Here is a 24,974-nt window from a genome sequence, read left to right as displayed (position 1 = left end):
AAAGCCAATTCCCAATTTAGGAATGTTTCTCGATTTATGCTTCCTCATTTGTTAAAGTAACCCTTTAAGCTAACTTTATAACCTTAAATCTTTATGGCATGATTTCACTAGAAAATATCAAAACAAACCTGAACAATGGTGTGCTCACAGCCACCATAAATAGACCGCAAAGCTTAAATGCTTTAAATATTCAAACTATTGAAAGCATCAGGCAACTCATGACACAGGTCTATGATAACCCTGAAGTCAAGGCATTGATCTTAACTGGGGAAGGAGACAAGGCTTTTGTAGCTGGTGCAGACATAACAGAAATAGCCACTCTTAATGAAATGAACGCCCGCAAGTTTGCTGAAAAGGGTCAGGAGGTATTTAGCTCAATCGAAAATTGTCCGAAACCGGTTATCGCTGCAGTCAATGGATTTGCTTTGGGTGGCGGCTGCGAATTAGCCATGGCCTGTCATATGCGAGTTGCTACATCAAATGCCAAATTTGGTCAGCCTGAAGTAAACTTAGGCGTTATTCCAGGCTACGGTGGCACTCAGCGGCTAACACAATTAGTGGGTAAAGGTAAGGCTTTTGAGCTAATGATGACTGGTGATATGGTGTCCGCTGAAGAAGCTTTATCGTTAGGATTGGTGAATCATGTGGTACAAACTCAGGAAGAGCTTCATGAATTATGTGGGAAAATATTAGGTAAAATAACTTCAAAGGCCCCCTTGGCAATTGGTATGGTGGTTAACTGCATTAATGCCAATTTCAGCAATGAAGATGGGTATCAGACAGAAGCCAATGATTTTGCTCATTGCACCACCACTAAAGATTTCAAAGAAGGCACCTCCGCATTTTTAGAAAAAAGAAAGCCCTCATTTACAGGTGAATAACATCAGATTTTAATGAGTCAGCTAAAAAGTCTCGCAGGCCAGACAGCCATATATGGTGTTAGTAGTATTTTAGGCAGGCTTATCAACTATGCACTGGTTCCTCTCCATACGGTCGTTTTTGCACGAGGTGAATTAGGTATTGTAACTAACCTTTATGCATACACGGCTATCTTTATGATTATCTATACTTTCGGTATGGAAACAGCCTATTTCAGATTCGTTAAAAAGAACCCCTTAAACGCCTTTCAGCTTACATCTTCAGCGGTGATTGTGATAAGCACCTTGTTTTCAGTGTTTATTTTTTCATTTTCCAATACACTAGCCCAGCTGATCAACTACCCTGATACCGGTTTATATATTCGCTGGCTTGCCATCATACTTTGGATTGATTCTTTCCTTGCCATTCCTTTTGCCAAACTGAGACATGAGAATAAAGCCCGCAAATTTGCTACGGCTAAGATCATTAACATTCTGTTAAATATAATCTTGCAGGTTGTCCTGTTGTTATTGTTACCAACAATTCAACAATCAATGGCTCCAGATATTGAGCAATGGAATATTGGCATAGGTTTTATTTTTCTTTCTAACCTCATTGCCAATGCATCACTAATTTTAATCTTATTCAGTGAAATCAAACTGATACGATTAAGGTTTAATTGGGATGAGTTTAAGCCAATACTTTTTTATGCATTCCCAATCTTTTTAATGGGGTTGGCCGGTATGCTTAACGAACAATTAGATAAGATTTTGCTGGAATACCTTCTTCCCGATTCCTTTTATAATGATATGAACAGCACCGAAGCTGTGGGTGTATACGGGCAACTATTAAAGCTTGGAATCTTCATGATGCTGGCTATCCAGGCATTTAGGTATGCCGGTGAACCATTTTTCTTTTCGAAAGCAGAGGATAAAAATGCTCCAGAGCTATTCGCCAAGGTCATGCACTATTTTGTCATATCTGCCCTTCTGTTATTTGTACTGGTTAGCATCAATGTAGATTTGATAGCCTTTGTTTTTTTAAGAAGCCCAGAATATCGTGTTGCTCTTTATTTAGTTCCACTACTGTTGTTTGGGAAGCTGCTTTATGGAGTGTATTTAAACTTGAGCATCTGGTTTAAACTCACAGATAAAACCATGTTTGGCACCTATTTTAGCATTCTTGGGGTAGTAATAATGGTTGTTACCAATGTTCTTTTAATTCCTGTTATTGGTTTAACAGGCTGTGCTATTAGCATAGTTATATGCTACGCCATTATGTCATTGGCCTGCTACTTTTATGGTCAAAAATACTTTCCAGTACCTTATAAATTCGAGAAACTAATCCCCTATTTAGCAATCTCTTTAACCATAGTATATTTCTTCTTTACATGGCACATCTCAAATTTCGTTTTAGACTCCATTATTAGAATAGCCTTTTCAGCAATCATTTTAATCTTTCTTATTTGGTTTGAAAAAAAGAATTTGGCAACCAAAACCTTCTAATTTTTCTTAATTTTGAAGCTTGAGTTTAAAATAAAAGCTATGAATATAATTATACCTATGGCAGGCATGGGCAAAAGAATGCGCCCACATACATTAACTACTCCTAAACCCCTCATACCCATTGCAGGAAAACCAATAGTACACCGTTTAGTAGAAGACATTGTTAAAGTGTGTGATTCTTCCATAGGTGAAATAGGCTTTATAATAGGCCGTAATTTCGGTAAAGAAGTAGAAGCTACACTTTTAAAAATCGCTGAAGAAGTAGGTGGACAGGGAAGAATATTTTATCAAGATGAAGCTTTGGGAACGGCTCACGCCATTTTATGTGCTCAGTCATTGCTGGAAGGTAATGTTGTAGTAGCATTTGCTGACACTTTGTTTAAAGCTGACTTTAAACTTGATGCATCTAAAGACGGAATTATTTGGGTGCAGCAAGTTGATGACCCTTCAGCGTTTGGCGTTATAAAAATAGAAGATAATGTAATCACCGATTTCGTTGAAAAACCTGAGGAGTTTATATCCGATCTAGCCATAATTGGTATCTATTATTTCAAAAACGGAGCATTTCTTAAATCAGAATTACAGTATTTACTAGATAACGATATCAAGGACAAAGGTGAATATCAATTAACCAATGCCCTTGAGAATATGAAAAACAAAGGGACTAATTTTGAACCCGGACAGGTTTCCGAGTGGCTTGATTGTGGCAACAAAAATGCTACGGTATATACCAATAAGAGATACCTTGAATTTATTAAAGGTGAAAATCTGGTACACTCAACTGTAGTTAACAAAAACTCTGTGATTATACCTCCAGTTTACGCAGGCCAAAATGTAGTGCTTGAAAATTGTGTTATAGGGCCGCATGTGTCTATTGGTGACAATACAACAATCAAGAGTTCTATTATCCAAAATTCTATCATTCAGACCAATAGTGAGTTAAATAATACCAATTTAAAAAACTCAATGATTGGCAATTTCGTTACCTTGGAAGGCTCTTCTGACGACATGAGCGTTGGAGACTTCAACTCAATAATTTAACCTGTTTGCATGGTCATTAGAAAAATCCATATCCTATTATTTGTTCTGCTCTTACTGGCAGGGAATGGATTTGTGTTAGCACAAAAAAAGAAGCCTTCTGATAAAAGCTTGAGGGAGGCTGAATTTTACTTCACTGAGGGTGAAAAGTATTATATCCTTGAGGACTATGCCAAGGCCTTGGTTTTATTCCAAAAATCTTTAGATATCAGCCCGGATAACGCAACCGTTTATTTTAAGATTGGTCAGATTTATTCGCAAAGTAGTGAGCTGGAAAAAGCATTGACAAACGCTAAAAAGGCCGTTGATCTTGATGAAAAGAACAAATACTTCTACGTGCTATTAGCAGATATTTACACCCAAATGGGCAATTTCCCTGAAGCCGCAAAGGTGTATGAAGATCTTGTTGGTAAAATCGAGAAAACAGAAATATACCTTTTTGAACTTGCTGCTCTCTATCTCTATCAACAACGATATGATGATGCGCTGAGCACCTATAGCAGAATTGAAGATTCTTATGGTGTTTCGGAAGAAATTTCCTTTCAAAAACAGAAGATCTATCTCCAGTTAAATCAGGCCGACAAGGCTCTTGCTGAAGGCGACAAGTTAATATCCACTTTTCCTGGAGAAGAGAGTTTTGTACTAAAGCAAGCTGAGATTCTTATTCATAATAAGAGGGATGCAGAGGCCAAAAAGTATTTGAACGAGTATTTAACCGAGAACCCGGAAGGATATCAGTCCCGAATGGTATTGGCTGAGCTTAAGCGCAGAAATAATGACTACCCAGGAGCGTTGGAAGATTTAAAAGTAATTTTCAAAAACCCTGATTATAACCCTGACAACAAAGTGCAGCTACTAGCGGAGTATAGATCAGAACTAACTGCAGAGCAATTACTACAGTTCGCCACACCTTTAGCAGAAATATTAGTGGATGTGCATCCTGAAGTAGCCGATGCTCATATCATTTATGGTGACCTACTGCAGCAAGCCAATAAACCCGAACAATCAATACAAAATTATAAGGCGGCCATTAAAATTGACCCTTCTAATTTTGGAGTGTGGCAAAATATAATTCAATTACACTTTCAATTAAACCAAATTGACAGTGTCATTGACTTTTCAAATATTGCACTTGAGTTGTTTCCTAACCAAGCGATTTTGTACTACTTTAATGGAGCGGCTAACCTTCAGGAAAACAACTATGAAGAAGCCAGCTATGCATTGGAACAAGGTAAAAAATTGGCTTCAGCAAACCTTAACCTTATAGGTGCTTTTAATTCTATGTTGGGTGATGCCTACAATGGCCAGGAAATGTATGAAAAATCTGATGAAGCGTTTGAAGCAGCACTTGACTTTGACCCTAACAATTACGGGATTCTTAATAACTATAGCTACTATTTGGCATTAAGAAAAGAAAATCTTGATAAGGCAGAAAAAATGTCAAAGAAAGTGGTTGATAACAACCCTAATGATGTCACCTTTTTAGACACCTATGCGTGGGTACTATTCTCAAAAGGCAAATATAAAGAAGCCAAAAAAGTGATGGAGAAAGCCATTTCCATTGGTGATGTAGAGGCCGTTCATTATGAGCATTATGGTGATATACTTTTTAAACTTGGCAATGTCGATGAGGCTGTAAAGCAATGGCAGGTGGCTAAAGGGATGGATCCCAACTCCGAGCTCATAGACAAAAAAATAGCAGACAGAAAACTATATGAGTAAGATCCGAACGGCTCTTTGGCTAGTAGCCTTACTAATAATACTATCATCTTGTGGTCAAAAATTTTCTGGTATTAGCTGGAATTTTTTAGATAGAAACAAGTTGGAGGTACGAGAGACTAATTTCGAGTACTTTTCTGGCAAAGCCAAAATCAACTATAAAGATGACGAGCACGATATTAAAGCAAAGGCTAATATCAGAATAAGAAAGGACAGTGTTATCTGGATTTCATTTTCAGCCATTGGCATACAAGGTGCCCGTTGTTTAATTGATAAAGACTCCATCACAATTATTAATCTTGTAAAAAAGGAATATTATGTCTTTAACTACGACTCTTTGAGCAAGAGATTCAATTTCGACATCAATTTTGAAGCAATACAATCAGTAGCCCTTGGTAACTTAATTAAGGCAAAAGATCGAAACGATGAGGTCGAGCAAAATGACGATTTCTTTATTCTGAAACAAAGATCAGGCAATGTATTGATCCAGAACTTCGTTAGCCCTAAGACAATGAAGATTGAGCGTGTGGAAATGCTGGAACCTGATTCTAAAAACACTGCTGTTATAAGATATTATGACTATCAAATGGTGGAAGATCAGGCATTTCCTTATTCTGCGATAATTTCACTATTTTACAAAGCAAATGCCGGCACACTCAATACGGTAATAGAGTTTGAGTATAACAAGGCTGAAATAGAAACTAAAGAGCTGAAGTTCCCTTTTAGCATTCCTAAGAAATATGAGCGTAAATAGGAAACTAGGATTTTTATTCTTTATACTGATTTTATCATGTCAGCTCTCTTTTGCTCAAAAATCTAAAACCCAGCTTCAAAAAGAGAAGCAGGAAAACCTTGAAAAAATTGCCCAGGCAGAGAAAATTCTTTCTGAGACCAAAGGTAAGAAGCAGAACACATTAGGACAGCTAAGTGCTTTAAATCAACGTATAAAAACCCAGGAAGACCTTATCAACTCAATTAGAGGTGAAATGTATTTGTTGAATGATGAGATTGACGAGAACAACGCTATTATCGAATCACTTTCCAAGGACCTTGACCAGTTAAAAAAGGAGTACGCTGCTATGATATATGCAGCATCTAAGGCAAGCAAAGGGCAAAACAAATTAACCTTTCTTTTTTCAGCTAAATCTTTCAATCAACTGGTGATGCGCTATAAATACCTGGAACAATATAGTGCGGCTCGAAAAAAACAAGCAGAACAAATTACTAAAGTACAAGAAGTGCTGGCTGACCAGACCACTGTCATTCAAAGTAAAGTGTCAGAAAAAAATATTTTGCTAGCAGAAAATGTTCAGGAAAATAAAAGTTTAGCGGAACTTAAAAAATCGCAGAGTAGCCTTGTTACGAATCTTCAAAAACAGGAAAACAAATTGAAAAGAGATCTTGAAGATCGGAAGAATGCGGTGGCAAAACTGGATAAGCTTATAAATGACATTATCAAAGCCGAAATAGAAAAAGCAAGAATCGCTGAGAAGTCTACTATAGAAGCCAGCACAAAATTGGCCAGTGAATTCGCTGACAACAAAACCAAATTACCGTGGCCCGTTCAGGGCTTTGTGTCTCAAAAATTTGGTAAGCAAAACCATCCTGTTTTAAGAGGTATTGTTATGAACAACACGAATATAAACATTCAAACAAAGCAAAATGAAAAAGTAAAATCAATCTTTAGCGGCATTGTGAGCAAGGTTGCGTTTGTTGATCTTGTTGGCAACACGGTGATTATTAGTCATGGTGATTATTTCACAGTTTATGCAGGCCTTCGCGATGTTTTTATCAAAACGGGTGATCAAGTAACAATTGGTCAGGAAATTGGCACTATTCTAACGAATAAGGATGGTGTTTCTGAATTGAAATTTGCAATCCATAAAAGTGCCGCTGCACTCGATCCTATGTTGTGGCTGGCCAAAAACTAGTTGAATAAAAAAATATTAATCTCCGTTTATCAAATCCAGCTTTTTTACGTTGGTAATTAATAACTATCTTTACATTTCATTTTTTAATAAGAATAACATGGAAAGCATACTTGCAATCGGCATGCCCGGGGGTTGGGAATGGATCATAATCATCTTGGTTGTTTTAATATTTTTTGGCGCCAAAAAAATTCCTGAATTGGCCAGAGGTCTGGGAAGAGGCATCAGGGAATTTAAAGATGCTACTAAGGAGATTAAAAAAGACATCGAGGATTCCAGCAAAATAGAAGGAGAAAACAAAGCGTAAACTTTGAAGACTTACACTTCTTTAAATCTTATCAAACAAGGTTTAAAAAACGGCACCTTAACTTGCACCCAACTTGTTGAAGATTATTTAACTAACATTCAGAAGAAACAACATCTGAATGCATTGGTAGAGGTATATGCAGATGAGGCAAAGCAAGCCGCCAAAGAAGTAGATGCTAAAATAGCCAACGGAACTGCTGGTAAGCTGGCCGGAATGGTTATTACCCTTAAAGATGTGCTGTGTCATAAAGATCACGGACTTCAAGCGGGAAGCCAGATTCTTAAGGATTTCCAATCTCAATTCAACGGCACTGCAGTTCAAAAATTAATCGATGAGGATGCCATTATAATTGGTCGCAATAACTGCGATGAATTTGCCATGGGCTCTTCTAATGAAAACTCGTCATTTGGCAATGTTTTAAATGACATTGACAATGAGCGTGTTCCAGGCGGTTCTTCTGGTGGATCGGCAGTTGCTGTTCAGGCTGATATGTGCCTCATTTCTTTAGGCTCTGACACAGGTGGCTCAGTGAGACAGCCAGCAGCATTTTGTGGCATTATTGGATTAAAACCAACTTATTCACGAATTTCCAGACACGGTCTTATTGCTTATGGCTCTTCTTTCGATTGTATAGGCATTTTCGGGAAAGGGACTGAAGACGTGGCCTTGGTTCTGGAAGTGATCTCTGGGGGCGATGAATTTGATAGCACAGTCTCACATTTACCGGTACCTGAATACTCAAAGAACTTAAGTCTCAACGATAAAAAATTTAAAGTCGCTTATATTAAAGAGACTTTAACTTCTGAAGGACTTGATCAGGAAATAAAAGATAGTATCGAACACCAAATAGCTGAGCTTAAGGAGAATGGTCATATAGTTGAAGCCGTAGATTTTCCTTTATTGGATTACATTCTGCCAACGTATTACATACTCACGACAGCTGAAGCAAGTTCGAACCTGTCAAGATTTGATGGCGTTAAATATGGCTACAGATCACCAAACGCTCACTCACTTGAAAGCATGTATAAGAAATCCAGATCTGAAGGATTTGGAGAAGAAGTGAAAAGAAGGATAATGCTTGGTACGTTTGTATTGAGTGCAAGCTATTACGATGCCTACTACAATAAAGCGCAAAAAGTTAGAAGACTGATCAGAGATGCCAGTAAAGAGATTTTAAATAAATATGATTTTATAATTACCCCAACTACTCCTACAACTGCTTTTAAATTCGGGGAACACAGCACTGATCCTTTATCAATGTACCTGGCCGATTTGTACACTGTACAGGCATCAGTCTCTGGCTTACCGGCAATTTCGATACCCGCAGGAAAAGGAAAAGGGAACTTACCCATTGGTATTCAGGTTATTGCAGATGACTTTGAGGAGGAGAAACTTTTGGCTTTCTCAGAATATTTACTGAAGTTGAACTAATTTATGGTTGGTAGAATCACGATACTGCTTACTTTTTTGCTTGGCACATTACCTGTGATTAACGCATGGTCTCAAGACGATGCGTTAGCTGAAGTAAATAACAATACGGAGTATGTGCCCGCAGAAGCTGATTTTGATCTTATTCAAGATCGGCTGAGCTGCCTCGAAAAAGACATTCCGTTAATTTATAATACAAGGGTTCATGCCTTTGTCAATTACTTTACGGTTAAGGACCGAGAGTACACAAAGATGATCCTGAAAAGGAAAAATGCATATTTTCCTTTGTTTGAGAAATATCTTGCTAAATATGGCCTTCCTGATGAGTTAAAATACTTATCCATAATTGAGTCTGGCCTTAACCCTGCAGCAGTTTCAAGTGCAAAAGCGGTTGGTTTATGGCAGTTCATGTCTGCAACAGGCAAATATTTTGGTTTGGAAAATGACTGGTATATTGATGATCGCATGGATCCTGAGAAATCTACTGAAGCTGCGTGCAGATACCTAAAGCAACTATATAACATGTTTGGCGATTGGGAATTGGCAATAGCCGCTTATAACACTGGCCCGGGTAATATTAGAAAAGCAATAAGAAGATCAGGGTATAAAAAGACATTTTGGGAGATTTATCCCCACTTATACAGAGAAACAAGATCATACCTTCCCCAGTTTACTGCCATGATTTACACAATGAATTATGCTCATGAGCACAATTTTATAGAAAGTGAACTAGAATACTCGCAAGAGCTGGATACCGTATATGTAGATCATTATGTACACTTAGAGACTCTGGCCTCACAATTAAATCTTTGCGAGGATGATTTAAAAAAGCTTAATCCAGGATTAAAAAGAGGCGTTGTTCCTGAAAACACTAAGGGGTATGCCATAAAAGTGCCGTTAGACTCTAAAGAAGCATTAGCACTAAGTAGGGTCAATATTTTAGATTCAGCGAGTAAAGTAGGTAAAAGGGAAATAGATTACTTAGCCAGAAATATGGAAGGTAGCACCTATGGTCGGGAGAAGGTAATTTATAAAGTTAAAAGTGGTGATGTCCTTGGTAAAATTGCTGAACGCTATCAAGTAAGGGTAAGCGACCTTAAAACCTGGAACAAAATCTACGGAACTACTATTAGGGTTGGCCAAAACCTTACCGTCTGGCAGAAACCAGGTTTGGTTGCCAAAAACATTCAGCCAGTTTTTAAACAGTTACCTGATGGAAGCAAAACTTACATTGTTCAGCCGGGTGACACCTTGTGGGATATTTCAAGAAAATTTGAAGGGCTTAGCATAGAAAAACTTAAGTCTTTGAACGAACTAGAGTCTAATAATATTAAAGCAGGTCAGACTCTGATTATAGGATCTTAACAGATTTCCCTTTCTATTAGTCTTTATCTAAAAACCTTCATTTCTTTGTGACTTTGGCGATCAAAATAATTATGATCATAAAACGGCATTATCTATGAATTTTAAGCACCTATTGATATTAATTTTATTGTTTGCTTTTGGCTGTGATGGCAAAAAAGAAACTGCCTTACTACCCAAGGCTAGTGGTAATTCTGCAGAAATGATAGTTGTAATGGACTCTACCCAATGGCAAGGTCAACTGGGTGATGCGGTGAGGTCAGCATTTCAGGCTGAAATTAATACATTGCCCCGTCAGGAATACATGTTCAAGCTGAATCAAGTTGATCCGCGCAAAATGAATGATGTTCTAAAATCTGTGCGCAACTTGATTTTTGTAATGACATTGGACAGTAATACACCAAGCTCAAAAACCTTAAAAAGTTACTTCACCAAAGGCTCAATAGACAGGATAAGATCCAACGACAACTTATTTGTTTATACGGCTGCTGATGAATTTGCCCGTGGTCAAAGTGTCATGTACCTGTTTGGAAAGGATGAAGCCACGCTTTACAATAATATCACCAAGTCAAAAGGGCAACTGCAAGCACATTTTAATCAGGTTGAAAACAAGCGGCTTTATAGCGGATTATATAAGGCCAATGAAATGACGGGGTTTACAGATGTTTTGAAAAACGAACACCAATGCTCGATGAGAATTCCCTTTGGCTACAAAATGGTCATAAGCGAGCCGGGTTTCATTTGGTTTAGACAAATAAATGACGAAAGCGATAAAGATATATTTATAACCTATAAGGACTATACTAGCGAATCTGCCTTTACTCAAGAAAATATTATCAAATTCAGGGATTCTGTTGCCCAGAACCAGTTATTTGAAGACCCTTCCAATGAGAATTCTTATATTAAGACCGAAACTTCAGTTCCTTACATTCCTGTAGTAAGCAAAGAAGTAAGCTTCAACAATAAGTTTGGTGTGGAGACCAGGGGTCTTTGGAAAACGAACAATCTTTCTATGGGAGGCCCATTTATAGGATACACCGTTGTAGATGAAGATTTAAACAGGTTGTACTATATTGAAGGCTTTATTTACAGCCCGGGCAAAAAGCAACGCGAGTTTATGCGGGAACTGGAAGTCATACTTAATACATTTAAAGTATCATCTGAATTCACCACTGCGAAATAGGTTCTATTATTTCGTATTTTTACTTCCTTAACCAATTAAGTCAAAATTTGATATTACAACCTCATGAGCATAAAAATCAGAAAAGAAGACGCTCTAAATTATCACACACAAGGGCAGCCAGGCAAAATAGAAGTTGTGCCTACCAAACCTATGGAATCCCAAATGGATTTAGCATTAGCCTACTCCCCCGGTGTAGCTGAGCCGTGTAAAGAAATAGCTGAGAACAAAGAGGATGTTTATAAATACACAGCCAAGGGTAATCTCGTAGGTGTTATTTCAAATGGTACTGCCGTTTTAGGTCTGGGAAATATAGGCCCCGAAGCTTCAAAACCTGTCATGGAAGGAAAAGGAGTCCTTTTTAAGAAATTTGCAGGTATTGATGTATTCGATATCGAAATTGATGAAGAAGACCCTGATAAATTTATTCAAATTGTAAAGTCGCTTGAACCCACCTTTGGAGGGATAAATTTAGAGGATATAAAAGCACCTGAGAGTTTCAAGATTGAAAGAACGCTCAAAGAGCAGATGAATATTCCTATCATGCATGACGATCAGCATGGTACTGCAATTATTTCTGCTGCCGCACTTATCAATGCACTTGAATTAGTCAATAAAAAGATTGAAGACATCTCAATTGTCGTCAATGGTGCTGGTGCAGCTGCTATTGCTTGCACAAAAATTTACCTGGCATTAGGCGCTCGAAAAGAAAATATTATCATGTGCGATAGTAAAGGTGTTATCAATAAAAAACGTGATAATATCGATGAATCAAAGGCTGAATTTATAACATCAAAAGATATTGACACACTCGAAGATGCTATAAAAGGATCAGATTTTTTCTTAGGCCTCTCGGTTGCAGATATTTTAACGCCAGAAAATATATTATCCATGGCAGAAAATCCAATTGTATTTGCCTTGGCCAATCCCAATCCTGAAATAGCTTATGATTTAGCGAAAAAAGTACGAGAAGACATTATTTTGGCAACTGGTCGTTCAGACCATCCTAATCAGGTGAACAACGTACTTGGTTTTCCATACATATTTAGAGGTGCCTTAGATGTAAGGGCAACAGCCATTAACGAAGAAATGAAATTGGCGGCCGTACTTGCTTTGGCTGCCTTGACAAAAGAAACTGTGCCCGATTTGGTAAATAAGGCTTATGGTGATAATAAAATCCAGTTCGGCCCAGAATACCTAATTCCTAAACCATTAGACCCAAGATTGATAACCACTATCTCCCCTGCTGTAGCAAAAGCTGCTATGGATTCAGGAGTGGCAAAAGTGCAAATCACCAATTGGGAAGAGTATAAATTGGATTTAGAAAAGCGCATTGGTATAGATCAAAAATTGATTTCGCGGATCATCAGCCGTGCTAAGAAAAACCCAAAGCGTGTCGTTTTTGCAGAAGCACACGACCTGCGAATTTTAAAAGCTGCACAAATAGTGGCAGACGAGGGCATTGGATTTCCTATTTTATTGGGTAAGCGATCGGTAATCCAAAAGCTTATAGAAGAAAATAATCTCGATTTGGCTGATTGTCAAATATTCGATACCTACGAAGAAGATGAAAGGGTTGAAAAATTTGCCAACTTCTATTATGAAAAGAGAAAAAGAAAAGGAGTTACACTTTATGACGCCAATAAACTTATGCGTGAGCGTAATATGTTTGGCTGTATGCTTGTAGAACATGATGAAGCTGATGGATTGGTTTCTGGTTTGACCAAAGACTATCCTAAAACAATTTTGCCGGCCTTACAGGTGATTGGAATGGAGCCTGAAGTAAAGAAAGTGGCGGGTATGTATATCATGCTTACTAAAAAAGGGACTTTCTTTTTTGCAGACACAACAGTAAACGTAGACCCTACGCCTGAAGAATTAGTTGATATAATTGGTTTGACAGCCCGTGGTGTAAAATTCTTTGACGTAGAACCTCGAATAGCGGTACTCTCCTATTCAAACTTCGGGTCAAGTAAAGGAGCAATTCCTACAAAAACTCAAGCTGCCGTTAGGTTAGCCAAGGCAAAATTTCCTGAGTTAAATATAGACGGTGACATTCAGGCTAATGTGGCCTTAGACACGAAAATTCAACAGGAGAACTATCCATTCAGTGACCTGGCTGAAAAAGGTGCCAATACTTTAATATTCCCTAATCTGGAATCGGGAAATATTGCTTATAAACTATTAATGGAAATAGGTGGAGCACAAACAATAGGCCCAATTTTATTAGGAATGAAAAGGCCCGTTCATGTATTGCAGTTAGGTAGTTCTGTAAGGGAAATTGTAAATATGGCTGCCATTACTGTTGTTGATGCTCAATTCTATGACCAAAAAGCCAACAAATGATATCTTACCTTAAAGGAAAATTAGTAATAAAAGAACCGACTCATGTCATTATTGATGTTAATGGTGTAGGTTATCATGTAAATATATCCTTGAGTACGTTCTCAGAAATAAAAAGTCAGGAAAACATACTCATTCACACCTATCTCCATATCAAAGAAGATGGGCATACACTGTTTGGTTTTAGCCATGAATCTGAAAAGAAAATGTTTTTAAACCTGCTTTCAATTTCAGGTGTTGGGCCAAGTACTGCCTTAATGATTCAGTCTTCTTTGTCAGCAGAAGAGTTGAAGCAGGCCATAGCTTCTGAAGATGTAAAAACCATTCAGGGAGTTAAAGGAGTTGGTGCCAAAACAGCCCAAAGAATTATTCTTGAGTTAAAAGACAAAATTCGTAAAGAAGGACTATATACTGAGGCAGATAAGATTAGCTCAAGCTCACACAATACATTGCGCAGCGAAGCGTTATCAGCGTTAACAACGCTTGGAATAAACAAAAGCGCTGCCGAAAAAAGTATCGATGGCATCCTTAAAAATTCGGGAAATACGATTACTTTGGAGGAATTAATTAAGCTCACATTGAAAAACGCCTGAGATTTTTAAGTTTTGGTTTTTTGGAAAATTGACAAGTCATTTTATGCCGTAATTTGCGCATTTGGTCTATGCTTCGGCATGGCTGAATCTGCTAATTCCGAAAATAAGAGGAAGTCATTTTTTCAAGAACAAAAACCTGTAGCTGCTGACTCGGTAAAAAAGGACAGTACTAAAAACGAGCCTTACAAACCATCCAGACAGCCAACCTTCAAACCTAAAGACAGGTTTGGTGATCCTTTTAGCAGTCAGGAAAGTCCATCTCCACTATTACTCGATGATCCCGCTTCACTTAAACTCGATGTTGAAATTGATACCGGGATGAACTACACCATTTATGAGAAAATTGGTGACCTCAACTACCGCCCTACTTCTTCAATGTCCTTTGAAGAGTTTAAGCAATATCAGGAACGGCAGCAACTTAAAGACTATTGGAAAAACAGGTCATCAGGACTTGATGGGGAAAGCGCTGTTAGTGGAAGAAACCTTATACCCCCTATTTATGTGAGCCCCATCTTCGATCGGATTTTTGGAGGTACTTATGTGGAAATTATCCCAAGGGGTTTTGTTACGCTGGACTTTGGCGGGCGCTGGCAGAGAGTAAATAACCCAAGTATACCCATTAGACAGCAGCGAAATGGAGGGTTTGAGTTTGATCAGCAGATAAGTATGAATGTGGTTGGTAAGATTGGAGAAAAACTTCAGGTTACTGCCAACTTTGACAATAACAATTCCTTCGATTTTGAGAATAACCTGAAAGTTGAATATACGGGTTATGAAGAAGACATGCTCCAAAAGCTGGAGATTGGTAATGTAAGCTTGCCTTTGAATAACAGTTTAATCTCTGGTGCCCAGAACCTTTTTGGGGTAAAAGCTCAACTCCAATTTGGAGACTTGTATGTCACTTCAGTAGCATCAACACAGCGTGGTAAGACTGAAACGCTTACCATAGATGGCGGTGGTGGCGCCCAAGGGCGAAAATTTGAGCTTCAAGCATCAAACTATGATGAAAACAGGCACTTTTTCCTTTCCCATTTCTTTAAGGAAAATTATGAGAAATGGCTTTCAACTATTCCAAACATAAATTCTGGAGTAAACATTACTCGTGTTGAAGTGTATGTAGTAAACAGAAACAATGATACCCGAACTACAAGAAATGTAGTTGGTTTCATGGACATGGGTGAATCCATTGAAAAGAATATTTATAGAGACAATGTCATAAGTCCTCTTAACCCAACAGCTAATAATCCTGCCAAAAATAATGGGAACAACCTATTTGATTATTTAGGAAACATTTCCAGAGACGCTGATCTCATAAATGCAGCATTAGAAGGAATAGGGTTGGAAAATGGGTTGGATTTTGAAAAAGTAACTACGGCTAGAAAGCTAGATCCAAATGAGTTTACCATTAATAAAAAAATGGGGTATATCTCATTATTCAGAAAACTACAAAATGATGAGGCTCTAGCAGTATCATTCGAATATACTTACCAAGGTAAAAATTACAAAGTAGGTGAGCTTTCCGAGGATTACAACACAGTCTCTGAAGATGACGTGATCTTTATGAAATTACTTCGCCCAAGAAAAATCAATATTGATGACCCCCAGGGTAATAGAATACTGACTTGGGAACTGATGATGAAGAACATTTATGCCGTTAATGCCACAAATGTTGAGTCAGATGGGTTCGAGCTTAGAATTATTTACAGGGATGATCTAACTGGTGTAGATAATCCGCAATTACAGGCCGGATCAATAGCCAGTACAAGACCCCTTATTGAAATATTAGGGCTTGATAGATTAAATCAAAACAATGACCCTCAACCCAACGGAAATTTTGACTTTGTAGAAGGCATCACAATCCAACCTGAAAACGGGCTGATCATATTTCCATATTTAGAGCCTTTTAACACAGCATTAGACGATGTATTTCTACCCAATGAATCTGCACTAAAAGAGAAATTTGTTTTCGAAGAACTTTATAATAGGACAAAGAATGATGCGGAATTGGTTTCACAAAAAAACAAGTATGTCATTTCCGGTTCTCTTCAGTCTGGCTCATCTAATGAGATTATAATCCCAGGCTTTAATATTGCAGAGGGTTCTGTTCGGGTGTTTGCAGGTGGCTCTGCTTTAATTGAAGGCGTTGATTATCAGGTAGATTATACTTTTGGAAAAGTAAGTATCATCAATGAAGGTGTTTTGCTCTCTGGTAAGACCATTTCCATTTCATATGAGAAAGCTGACCTTTTCAACTTTCAGTCTAGAACTCTATTAGGCACAAGATTAGACTATAAAATAAATGATGACATCAATTTGGGAGCCACGCTCCTTCACCTAAATGAACGTCCACTAATATCCAGAAATAGTGTAGGAAATGAACCCATAAGAAATACTAAGTACGGGTTTGATGTCAACTTTAGAAAAGAGTCAAGGTTTCTTACCAAAATGCTTGACAAGCTTCCCTTAATCTCAACCAAAGAGCCTTCTGCAATAACATTTAATGCCGAATTTGCCCAGCTGATACCAGGAACATCCAACATAGTTGATGGTGAAGGCACTTCTTATATTGATGATTTTGAAAACACAGCAACCCCATTTTCCTTGAGCAATCCATTTGCCTGGAAGCTGGCAGCATATCCACAAACCAAGGATAGGCGATTTTTTGGAAGTGGGCCAAGAGCAGAAAATGATTTTAGAGCCAAGTTGGCATGGTATCAAGTTGACAATCTTTTTTATAGAGATGGAAGCAGGAAACCAGACGGTATTTCTGACGAGGAAGTGGCAAACCACTATGTAAGACAAGTCAATCAGCAGGAAATTTTTTCTGAAAGAGATTTGAACATAATTAATTTCCAACAGGTATTTGATCTTGCCTTTTACCCTAATGAGCGAGGCATGTACAATTACAACACTAATCTGGATGCCAATGGAAATTTGGCTGGAGACCCTAGGCGTAATTGGGGAGGCATAACCAATGCCATCCGTTCTGAAGTGGATTTTGACAGGGCTAATGTAGAGTACATTGAGTTCTGGTTGATGGATCCGTTTATCCAAACAGCAAGAGGAATTGTAGATGATGGACGGGATAACCCCAGATCAAATACAACTGGTGGTGACCTTTATTTCAACCTAGGAAGTATCTCTGAAGATGTATTACCTGATGGTAAGCATGCCTTTGAAAGCGGTTTAGCACCAGATGGAGATGTTTTATCTGCTGCTGAGCTTGATGCCAGTTGGGGTTATGTAACCACTCAGCCATTTCTTACCAATGCATTTGATAATAACAGCTCATCAAGACCTAATCAGGATGTTGGATTAGATGGAGCTACAAATAGTCAGGAATTGGACATCTTTAATGACTTTGTTAACTCTGTGAACGGTAGTGCGCGAATTATAGTTGAGCAAGACCCTTCAGCGGACAACTTCTCCTATTTTCTTGGCAGCGATCTTGATGCGCGTGATGCTACAATATTAGAGCGATACAAGAACTTTAATGGCATGGAGAATAACTCACCAATTGTAACAGGCACCAGCACAGCCTCTTCAACAACAATTGCTGATAATGAAGATTTAAATGCTGATAATACACTCAGTGAACTTGAAGAGTATTATGAATATAGAGTCCCTATACGTCCTGCTGCCGGTGGTGGTGTAGAACTTAACGAATACATTGTAGATCAAATAACATCAGATGATTCTGGTGAAGATGTTACGTGGTATCTCTACAGAATTCCAATTCGCCAATTTGATCAGAGTTTTGGTAATATTAATGGCTTTAAATCTATCAGGTATTTAAGAACTTATCTTACCAACTTCTCCGAACCAGTTGTACTACGGATGGTAAACTTTAGGTTCGTTGCCAGCAGATGGAGAAGATATCTTAATACATTGGAAGAAGCGAACCTATCTAAAGATACCGACACTGATAACATTGATAACTTCACAGTGTCTGTGGTTAATATTGAAGAAAATAGTGGAGGTACTGACACCCAATCGCCATATCGGCTGCCCCCAGGTTTCGATAGAGATCAAGACAATACAACTACTGTCAATATAAGGCAAAACGAACAGTCATTGCAAGTTTGCGCTGAAGACTTAGAAGATGGAGATGCGAGAGCTGTGATCAAGCAAGTTCAGTTAGATTTAATCAATTATGGCAGAATTAAAATGTTCTTACATGCGGACAGTGAATCCAGTGATGATGAGATTACAGCATTTTTGAGGTTAGGTGATGATGTTGACTCCAACTATTACGAAATTGAAGTGCCCCTTAAAATTTCTCCAAAAGGCACCATTGATCCTAGAGAGATATGGCCTCTGGAAAATGAGATTGACATGGACATTGATCAGCTTTATGCCTTAAAAGCTGAAAGAGACAGACTCAATATTTCCAAAAGAGCAGTCTATCCACTGGAAGGCCCGCGAAAAATTGGCAACAATCAAATTAGAATGCGTGGTAACCCTGACTTAAGTTCTGCTAAATGGTTAGCCATTGGCGTTAGAAACCCGGCTACTCCCGATGGCAGGTCACATTCGGTTTGTATTTGGGCAAATGAATTGAGGGTATCAGATTTTGATCGAACCAAGGGCTGGGCCGCCAATGCCACTTTAAATATTAAACTGGCTGATTTTGCCAATGTAACTTCTACAGCACGTCATACCTCATTTGGGTTTGGCGGTATTCAATCCAGAATTGCCGAAAGAACAAGGGAAGAAACCAACTCTTATGACATTTCAGCAAATATTAATGTAGATAAGCTGATACCTGAAAAACTAGGGTTAAAAGTGCCTATGTATGTTAGTTATGAGAAGACTACAATTACACCCCGCTTTGACCCTGCCAACCCTGATCTTAAACTTGAAGCTGCATTACTCTCCTATCAGGATGAAGGTGAGAGAGAAGAGTATCGAAAAACAGTGATTGATGAAACCACGAGGCGAAGTATAAATTTTACCAATGTAAGAAAAGTCAAAGTTAACCCAGAAGCCAAAAAACATATCTGGGACGTTGAGAATTTGGCATTTACTTATGCCTACAGCGAGGTAATGCGTACTAATTTCAACCTTCAAAACTATTCTAAACGCAACTATGATGCGTCCGTTGCCTATAATTACAGCCCAACCGTAGAACCCATAGAACCTTTCAAAAACATCGGTTTCCTTGACAAGAAATATTTAAAAGTCTTTAAAGATTTCAACTTCAATTTAGTGCCTACAAGTATTGGACTTAGGGCTGATTTGAGAAGAGAGTTAATCCAAACTGTGTATAGAAACAGCAGTGGAGTACAAGACAATGAGAATTTTCAAAAATATTTCACTTTTGACAGGACATACAACCTAAAATGGAATTTGACTAAAAGCCTTACCTTGGATTACAATGCAAGGGCCAATGCCATAATTGATGAACCCAACACCTCTCCAAATGGAGGTTTTAATGAAGACGGTGATTATGTCACACAAAAGCAGTATAACGACTCCATTAAAACCAGCCTTGAAAGTTTTGGACGTCTCAAAAACTTTGATCAATCAGTGAGTGCAAATTACAAACTGCCTTTAGATAAAATTCCATTAACAGACTGGATTAGTACTGAATACAGGTATCAGGCATCATACTCATGGAGGGCCGGGCCTTTCTACAGTGATAAAGAACAGCGCGATAGTCTTGACTATGGTAATATCATTCAGAACAGTCGAGATAATTCTGTTACAGGTAAACTCGATCTGGTCAAACTTTATAACAAAGTTACCTTTCTCAAAAATATCAATTCTCCAGCATCCAGTTCCAGACGAAGTACATTAAAACCTACTGCTGGCCAAAAACAAGAAGCACCTCCTAAAGGGAATAAGGGAATAAACGGATTTTTAAGACTCCTGATGTCTGTAAGATCTATTAATGGTACGTATTCATTACGTGAAGGTACAATTCTGCCTGGGTTTAATAAAAGAGCCTATTTATTTGGGCTTGATAGTAGTTTCTCACAACCAGGTATTCCGTTCTTATTAGGTTCTCAAAATCCGAAAATTAAAGAGCAACTTATTAAAGGTTATCAGAACAATGAAGGCTTTATTACAAAAAATCCAAATCTAACGGCTCCATTTACTCAATCCAAAACTGAGGACTATACATTAAAGGCTGATGTTAGCTTAACACCAGATTTAAACATTCAGCTCAATGCAAAAAAACTTAAGAGTGCCTCATACGAGGAAATATTTAGGTATAACCCTGACGATCCCGAAATTGGGCCAGTTGACAATTATGTGACTTTAAGCCCAAACAGATCGGGTAGTTACTCTATCTCTTTTATGACCATAAAAACGGCCTTTAAAAAAGATGACGATCAAAATAATTCAACTGTATTTGAAGAGTTTGAAAGAAACAGGTCAACAATTTCAAATAGATTCAACCAGGGTTTAGATAGTACTTATTACGGATTGAACTCTCAGGACGTGCTGATACCTGCCTTTATTGCCGCTTATTCAGGAAAGGGTGCTAACGATGTCAGCTTAAGTCCTTTTCCAAAGAACCCAATTCCTAATTGGCGTATTGATTATACAGGTTTGAGTAAGATTCCTGCCATTCAGGAAGTCTTCCAAAGTGTCACTCTAAACCATTCTTACCAGTCTAATTTTAGTGTGGTTAACTATTCCAACTCTTTGGAATATAACAGTGGCATAGGCCTAGAAAATAGTATTGAAAAATATAATGAGGATAACTTTGCCAGTATCATAGACGGTGAGCTGATTCCAGTTTACATCATTAGCCAGGTCATGGTATCAGAGCAATTTGGTCCTTTAATTGGAATTAATGTTAGAACCAAAAAAAGGCTTTCTGCTAAAGTTGAATACAGAACCAAACGGGACGTGGCTTTAAACATCACGAATGCCCAGGTTACAGAGCAGAAGAGTAATGATATTGTATTTGAAATGGGCTTTACCAAAGCTGGCATGAAAATGCCATGGAAGTCTCAAGGCCGCGTGGTAACTTTGAAAAATGACCTTACTTTCAGATTTAATTTTACAATTAGAGACACTAAGACAGTACAGAGAAGAATTGAAGAAATCAACACCCTTACTGAAGGTAATCTGAACATCCAGATAAGACCAAATATAAGCTACGTATTAAATGAGAAGTTGAACCTTCAATTCTATTTCGAGCGTAATATTACTGACCCTAAAATCTCTACCTCTTTTCCCAGAGCTACTACAAGGTTAGGTTTCCAAGTACGCTTCAGTTTAGCACAATAATTATTTCGGCAATTAGAAAAAGAATGTATTTTTGAATCTAAAAAAATATTAATATGAATATACCCGCATCACTTAAATACACTAGCGACCACGAATGGGTTCGAATCGAAGGAGATTACGCTTTCGTTGGCATTACTGATTTTGCACAAGGAGAACTTGGCGACATAGTATATGTTGAAATAGAAACTGAAGGCGAAGAACTAAGCTCCGGTGATGTTTTCGGAACAGTAGAAGCAGTAAAAACAGTTTCAGACCTTTTCATGCCTATAAGCGGAACCATCGAAGAAGTTAATTCAGATTTAGAAGCTACTCCTGAAACCGTAAATGAAGACCCTTACGAAAAAGGCTGGATGATAAAGATTAAAATCAGTGACCCATCAGAATTAGAAGGTCTGCTTAGTGCTGATGACTACAAATCTGTAACGACAGGTTGAAATTGAATAAATATTTTATTGGGGCAATTTTATGGGCACTATTAATTTTAGTGCTCACTTTAACTCCAAGTTCGTCACTACCTAGTAGTAAGTTATTTAGTTATGATAAGCTTGGCCATGTTGTAATATTTCTAGTACTATCATATCTTTTTGTATCAGGGCTGAATAAAAATAAACCTGACAAATTGAGATTCAATATTTTATTAGGCATTGTAATTACAATGGTATACGGGGCGAGCATTGAGTTGTCGCAGTCAATAATTCCAGAACGAGGCATGGAGTTTTATGATCTCGTTGCCAATTGCTCAGGATCTATTTTAGGAATTTCTTTGTTTTATGTAAGTATTAAGAAAAAGTGGCAATAACTTTTTAACTAAGTTTTGTATATTTGAAAACTACAGTGATTTAATTTATCATTTAAGATTAACAATAAGATGGAAGCTAAAAAAACAGAGAAGGCTGATTTGAATAATAAGAAAGGCTTATTTTTCAATATTGGCTTGTTCGTTACTATGTGTATCGTGGTTTTTGCCTTCGAAAAAAGAAATTATGAAGATGGCCCTTTAGCTGACTTGGGTCAAATTTCTGATGACTTCGAGGAGCTATTAGAAATACCACCAACTGAAATACCACCTCCCCCACCACCAAAAATTCAGCAACCAGAAATTATAGAGGTTCCCGATGAAGAGGAAATAGAAGAGGAGATTGAAGTGGATCTTGATGTTGAAATAACAGAAGAAACCGTAATTGAAGATATAATTGTAGAAGAAGCTCCTGAAGAAGAGGTAGCTGATGAAGTATTTACAATAGTAGAAGATGCAGCAATGCCTCCAGGAGGATATCAGGCTTTCTATGAGTATGTTGGTAAAAGGCTTAAATACCCAGCTCAGGCAAGAAGAATGGGTATTGAAGGCAAAGTATATGTGCAGTTTGTTGTAGACAAAGATGGATCATTAACTGAAGTACAAGCCGTTAAAGGTATAGGTGCCGGATGTGATGAAGAAGCAGTAAGAGTTCTACAGTCTGCTCCTAAATGGTCACCTCCAAAGCAAAGAGGTAAGCCTGTAAAGCAAAGAATTATCTTGCCTATTACATTTAAGTTAGGCTAAGAAATAAAAGGCTTGAGACTTTCAAGCCTTTTATTTTGAAGTGTATAACTAATTTTTTAGTTTTATAATTAAATAATTAGTTATGAATGATAAAAAGAATAAAGAAGCTAACATTTTCAGATACCGATCTCTATTTTTCAACATTGGCTTATTCCTTAGTCTGTCAATTGTTACTATCTCATTTGAGTGGAGATCATATGACCAAACGTCAATGGTAGACCTTCAAAGTCTTAATGATGATTTTGAAGAGCTATTAGAAATACCGCCAACCGAAATACCACCTCCCCCACCACCAAAGATTCAGCAGCCTGAAATTATAGAAGTTCCTGATGAGGAGGAGATAGAAGAGGAAATTGAAGTAGATCTGGATATAGAGATTACAGAAGAGACCGTAATTGAAGATATTATTCTGGAAGAAGCTCCAGAAGAAGAGGTTGCCGATCAGGTATTTCAAATTGTAGAAGATCCTGCTGCCCCTATAGGTGGTTATGCCAAATTTTATGAATATGTAGCAAAGAAACTTAGATACCCTGCACAGGCCAGGAGAATGAACATTGAAGGTAGGGTGTTTGTACAGTTTGTAGTAGATGAAACCGGTGCACTCACTGAGGTAAAAACAGTTAGAGGTATTGGTGCAGGTTGTGACGAAGAGGCCGAGAGAATATTACAAGGTGCTCCCAAATGGTCTCCTCCAAAGCAAAGAGGTAAGCCTGTCAAACAAAGAGCAATGATTCAAATAGTATTTAAGTTAAATTAAAATACCTGCGAGCAACCCTATAATAATAAGAATTGGAGATGGTAATTTGGTAAATGTTAAAATCAGGAAGGTGCCTATAGTAATACCAAAATTAATATAATTAGGCTCTAAAGGCAAAAACATAAGCACTGCAGCAGAAATTACCATTCCTGAGCTGGCAGCATTTATTCCTTCTAATGATGCCTTGACACGCCTATATTTTTTCAAGCCGTCCCAAAACCTGATTACAAAGAAGATTAAGAAAACTCCTGGCAAGAAAATTCCCAAGGCACCTGCCAGGGCTCCAATAATCTCTCCCCCAAGCCCAAAACTTCTCATTGACAGAGATCCAACATAGGCACAGAAGGAGAACACCGGCCCAGGAAGTGACTGCATCAACGCATAACCCGATAAGAATTCCTCTGAGCTTAAATAACCCTTAAACTCCACAAACTCTGTATATAGAAATGGTATTAAAACCTGACCGCCTCCAAATATTAAACTTCCATTTCTATAAAAGTTTTCAAAAAGACGCAATGGCAAATACTTTGTGACCCCACCGAGAACCGCGGCCAGTACAAATACACCAGCCCACAAGATAAAATTGGCCCATTCAATCTTTATTTCGTCCTTCTCCTCAATTGGTTGTGCCTTATACTTACCAGAACTTATAAGACCAGCCACCACCAATATGACTGGAAACAAATAAGGAGAAGGGTAAAACAAGGCGGCTAACATTGAAAGTATCATCAGTATCACTGCCGTTACAGACTTTACCACCTTCAAGCTTATTTTCATTGCAGCATAAGCCACAAAACCAACCGCCATAGGCTGGATAAACTTGGTAAATTCAATAGAAATATCCTGTTCCTGTAGATTGGATATAGTGATTGCCGCAATAGTCATGATAGTGACTGCAGGTATCATCCAAATCAAAAGAGTAAGGTAGGCCAGGTTGGGGCCACCTAATCTAAATCCAATGGCTGTAATGGTTTGTGTTGAAGTGGGGCCAGGCAAAACCTGACATAGTGCGTTAAGCTCTATTAAGTCCTCTTCTGAGAGATATCCCCTCTTCTTGACAAGAAGATCAAGAAACATAGCGATATGCGCCTGAGGCCCTCCAAAAGCCGTCACAGCAAGCACCATTACATCGCGAAGGAAAATGTAATATCGAACTCGCTTGAACAAG

At 38.0% G+C, this 24,974-nt stretch carries 18 protein-coding genes; 17 read left to right on the top strand and 1 reads right to left on the bottom strand.

Annotated elements, in window-relative coordinates; translation table 11 throughout:
• Positions 1 to 98: 98 nt before the first annotated feature.
• The 17 genes from RIB54_RS05260 (at position 99) to RIB54_RS05180 (ending at position 23,806) form a co-directional block, all read left to right on the top strand.
• Positions 99 to 881, top strand: a complete 783-nt coding sequence (locus tag RIB54_RS05260; RefSeq protein ID WP_350099587.1) for an enoyl-CoA hydratase/isomerase family protein — start codon at positions 99 to 101, stop codon at positions 879 to 881.
• A 12-nt stretch (positions 882 to 893) separates the two neighbouring features.
• Positions 894 to 2,363, top strand: coding sequence for an oligosaccharide flippase family protein (locus RIB54_RS05255; RefSeq protein ID WP_350099586.1), 1,470 nt, complete (start codon positions 894 to 896; stop codon positions 2,361 to 2,363).
• Positions 2,364 to 2,402: 39 nt separating this feature from the next.
• The gene (locus RIB54_RS05250; RefSeq protein WP_350099585.1) at positions 2,403 to 3,404 is read left to right on the top strand and encodes a sugar phosphate nucleotidyltransferase; all 1,002 of its coding nucleotides are present in this window, start codon (positions 2,403 to 2,405) and stop codon (positions 3,402 to 3,404) included.
• A 9-nt stretch (positions 3,405 to 3,413) separates the two neighbouring features.
• On the top strand, positions 3,414 to 5,123 hold the full coding sequence (locus RIB54_RS05245; protein ID WP_350099584.1) for a tetratricopeptide repeat protein: 1,710 nt from the start codon (positions 3,414 to 3,416) through the stop codon (positions 5,121 to 5,123).
• Positions 5,116 to 5,874, top strand: coding sequence for a lipoprotein insertase outer membrane protein LolB1 (lolB1, locus tag RIB54_RS05240; protein ID WP_350099583.1), 759 nt, complete (start codon positions 5,116 to 5,118; stop codon positions 5,872 to 5,874). The genes RIB54_RS05245 and lolB1 overlap by 8 nt, the downstream gene beginning before the upstream one ends.
• Entirely contained in the window at positions 5,861 to 7,051 is a 1,191-nt protein-coding gene (locus RIB54_RS05235; protein WP_350099581.1) for a murein hydrolase activator EnvC family protein, read from the top strand. Before lolB1 ends, RIB54_RS05235 begins: the two co-directional genes overlap by 14 nt.
• 97 nt (positions 7,052 to 7,148) lie before the next feature.
• Positions 7,149 to 7,355 (top strand): Sec-independent protein translocase subunit TatA/TatB, encoded by a 207-nt coding sequence (locus tag RIB54_RS05230; protein WP_350065593.1) that lies wholly within the window; start codon positions 7,149 to 7,151, stop codon positions 7,353 to 7,355.
• 3 nt (positions 7,356 to 7,358) lie between these two features.
• Entirely contained in the window at positions 7,359 to 8,786 is a 1,428-nt protein-coding gene (gene gatA, locus RIB54_RS05225) for an Asp-tRNA(Asn)/Glu-tRNA(Gln) amidotransferase subunit GatA (protein ID WP_350099580.1), read from the top strand.
• A 3-nt stretch (positions 8,787 to 8,789) separates the two neighbouring features.
• Positions 8,790 to 10,148, top strand: coding sequence for a lytic transglycosylase domain-containing protein (locus tag RIB54_RS05220; protein ID WP_350099579.1), 1,359 nt, complete (start codon positions 8,790 to 8,792; stop codon positions 10,146 to 10,148).
• A 94-nt stretch (positions 10,149 to 10,242) separates the two neighbouring features.
• Complete coding sequence (locus RIB54_RS05215) at positions 10,243 to 11,328, top strand: DUF4837 family protein (protein WP_350065587.1); 1,086 nt, start codon at positions 10,243 to 10,245, stop codon at positions 11,326 to 11,328.
• 63 nt (positions 11,329 to 11,391) lie between these two features.
• Positions 11,392 to 13,671 carry an NADP-dependent malic enzyme gene (locus tag RIB54_RS05210; protein WP_350065585.1) on the top strand — a complete coding sequence of 760 codons (2,280 nt, stop codon included), beginning with the start codon at positions 11,392 to 11,394 and terminating at the stop codon, positions 13,669 to 13,671.
• On the top strand, positions 13,668 to 14,261 hold the full coding sequence (ruvA, locus tag RIB54_RS05205; protein WP_350065583.1) for a Holliday junction branch migration protein RuvA: 594 nt from the start codon (positions 13,668 to 13,670) through the stop codon (positions 14,259 to 14,261). Before RIB54_RS05210 ends, ruvA begins: the two co-directional genes overlap by 4 nt.
• A 78-nt stretch (positions 14,262 to 14,339) precedes the next feature.
• Positions 14,340 to 21,506, top strand: a complete 7,167-nt coding sequence (gene sov / locus RIB54_RS05200; protein ID WP_350099578.1) for a T9SS outer membrane translocon Sov/SprA — start codon at positions 14,340 to 14,342, stop codon at positions 21,504 to 21,506.
• Between the two features lie 53 nt (positions 21,507 to 21,559).
• The gene (gcvH, locus tag RIB54_RS05195) at positions 21,560 to 21,940 is read left to right on the top strand and encodes a glycine cleavage system protein GcvH (protein WP_350065579.1); all 381 of its coding nucleotides are present in this window, start codon (positions 21,560 to 21,562) and stop codon (positions 21,938 to 21,940) included.
• 50 nt (positions 21,941 to 21,990) lie between these two features.
• Complete coding sequence (locus tag RIB54_RS05190) at positions 21,991 to 22,305, top strand: VanZ family protein (RefSeq protein ID WP_350065647.1); 315 nt, start codon at positions 21,991 to 21,993, stop codon at positions 22,303 to 22,305.
• Positions 22,306 to 22,374: 69 nt separating this feature from the next.
• Entirely contained in the window at positions 22,375 to 23,049 is a 675-nt protein-coding gene (locus tag RIB54_RS05185; protein WP_350065577.1) for an energy transducer TonB, read from the top strand.
• Between the two features lie 82 nt (positions 23,050 to 23,131).
• Complete coding sequence (locus RIB54_RS05180; protein ID WP_350099577.1) at positions 23,132 to 23,806, top strand: energy transducer TonB; 675 nt, start codon at positions 23,132 to 23,134, stop codon at positions 23,804 to 23,806.
• Here RIB54_RS05180 and chrA read toward each other — a convergent pair.
• Entirely contained in the window at positions 23,798 to 24,973 is a 1,176-nt protein-coding gene (gene chrA, locus RIB54_RS05175; RefSeq protein WP_502879606.1) for a chromate efflux transporter, read from the bottom strand. The genes RIB54_RS05180 and chrA overlap by 9 nt on opposite strands.
• Position 24,974: the final 1 nt, after the last annotated feature.

This window comes from Fulvivirga sp. (assembly GCF_040218215.1).
Taxonomy (GTDB): Bacteria; Bacteroidota; Bacteroidia; order Cytophagales; family Cyclobacteriaceae; genus Fulvivirga.
The sequence above is the reverse complement of the archived record's forward strand: the minus strand, read 5'-3'. Positions and strand labels throughout refer to the sequence as shown.

What these genes read in the sequence shown, in the direction of transcription:
- RIB54_RS05260 (WP_350099587.1), top strand. Translation starts at nt 99, where the DNA reads ATGATTTCACTAGAAAATATCAAAACAAACCTGAACAATGGTGTGCTC.
- RIB54_RS05255 (WP_350099586.1), top strand. Translation starts at nt 894, where the DNA reads ATGAGTCAGCTAAAAAGTCTCGCAGGCCAGACAGCCATATATGGTGTT.
- RIB54_RS05250 (WP_350099585.1), top strand. Translation starts at nt 2,403, where the DNA reads ATGAATATAATTATACCTATGGCAGGCATGGGCAAAAGAATGCGCCCA.
- RIB54_RS05245 (WP_350099584.1), top strand. Translation starts at nt 3,414, where the DNA reads ATGGTCATTAGAAAAATCCATATCCTATTATTTGTTCTGCTCTTACTG.
- lolB1 (WP_350099583.1), top strand. Translation starts at nt 5,116, where the DNA reads ATGAGTAAGATCCGAACGGCTCTTTGGCTAGTAGCCTTACTAATAATA.
- RIB54_RS05235 (WP_350099581.1), top strand. Translation starts at nt 5,861, where the DNA reads ATGAGCGTAAATAGGAAACTAGGATTTTTATTCTTTATACTGATTTTA.
- RIB54_RS05230 (WP_350065593.1), top strand. Translation starts at nt 7,149, where the DNA reads ATGGAAAGCATACTTGCAATCGGCATGCCCGGGGGTTGGGAATGGATC.
- RIB54_RS05220 (WP_350099579.1), top strand. Translation starts at nt 8,790, where the DNA reads ATGGTTGGTAGAATCACGATACTGCTTACTTTTTTGCTTGGCACATTA.
- RIB54_RS05215 (WP_350065587.1), top strand. Translation starts at nt 10,243, where the DNA reads ATGAATTTTAAGCACCTATTGATATTAATTTTATTGTTTGCTTTTGGC.
- RIB54_RS05210 (WP_350065585.1), top strand. Translation starts at nt 11,392, where the DNA reads ATGAGCATAAAAATCAGAAAAGAAGACGCTCTAAATTATCACACACAA.
- ruvA (WP_350065583.1), top strand. Translation starts at nt 13,668, where the DNA reads ATGATATCTTACCTTAAAGGAAAATTAGTAATAAAAGAACCGACTCAT.
- sov (WP_350099578.1), top strand. Translation starts at nt 14,340, where the DNA reads ATGGCTGAATCTGCTAATTCCGAAAATAAGAGGAAGTCATTTTTTCAA.
- gcvH (WP_350065579.1), top strand. Translation starts at nt 21,560, where the DNA reads ATGAATATACCCGCATCACTTAAATACACTAGCGACCACGAATGGGTT.
- RIB54_RS05185 (WP_350065577.1), top strand. Translation starts at nt 22,375, where the DNA reads ATGGAAGCTAAAAAAACAGAGAAGGCTGATTTGAATAATAAGAAAGGC.
- RIB54_RS05180 (WP_350099577.1), top strand. Translation starts at nt 23,132, where the DNA reads ATGAATGATAAAAAGAATAAAGAAGCTAACATTTTCAGATACCGATCT.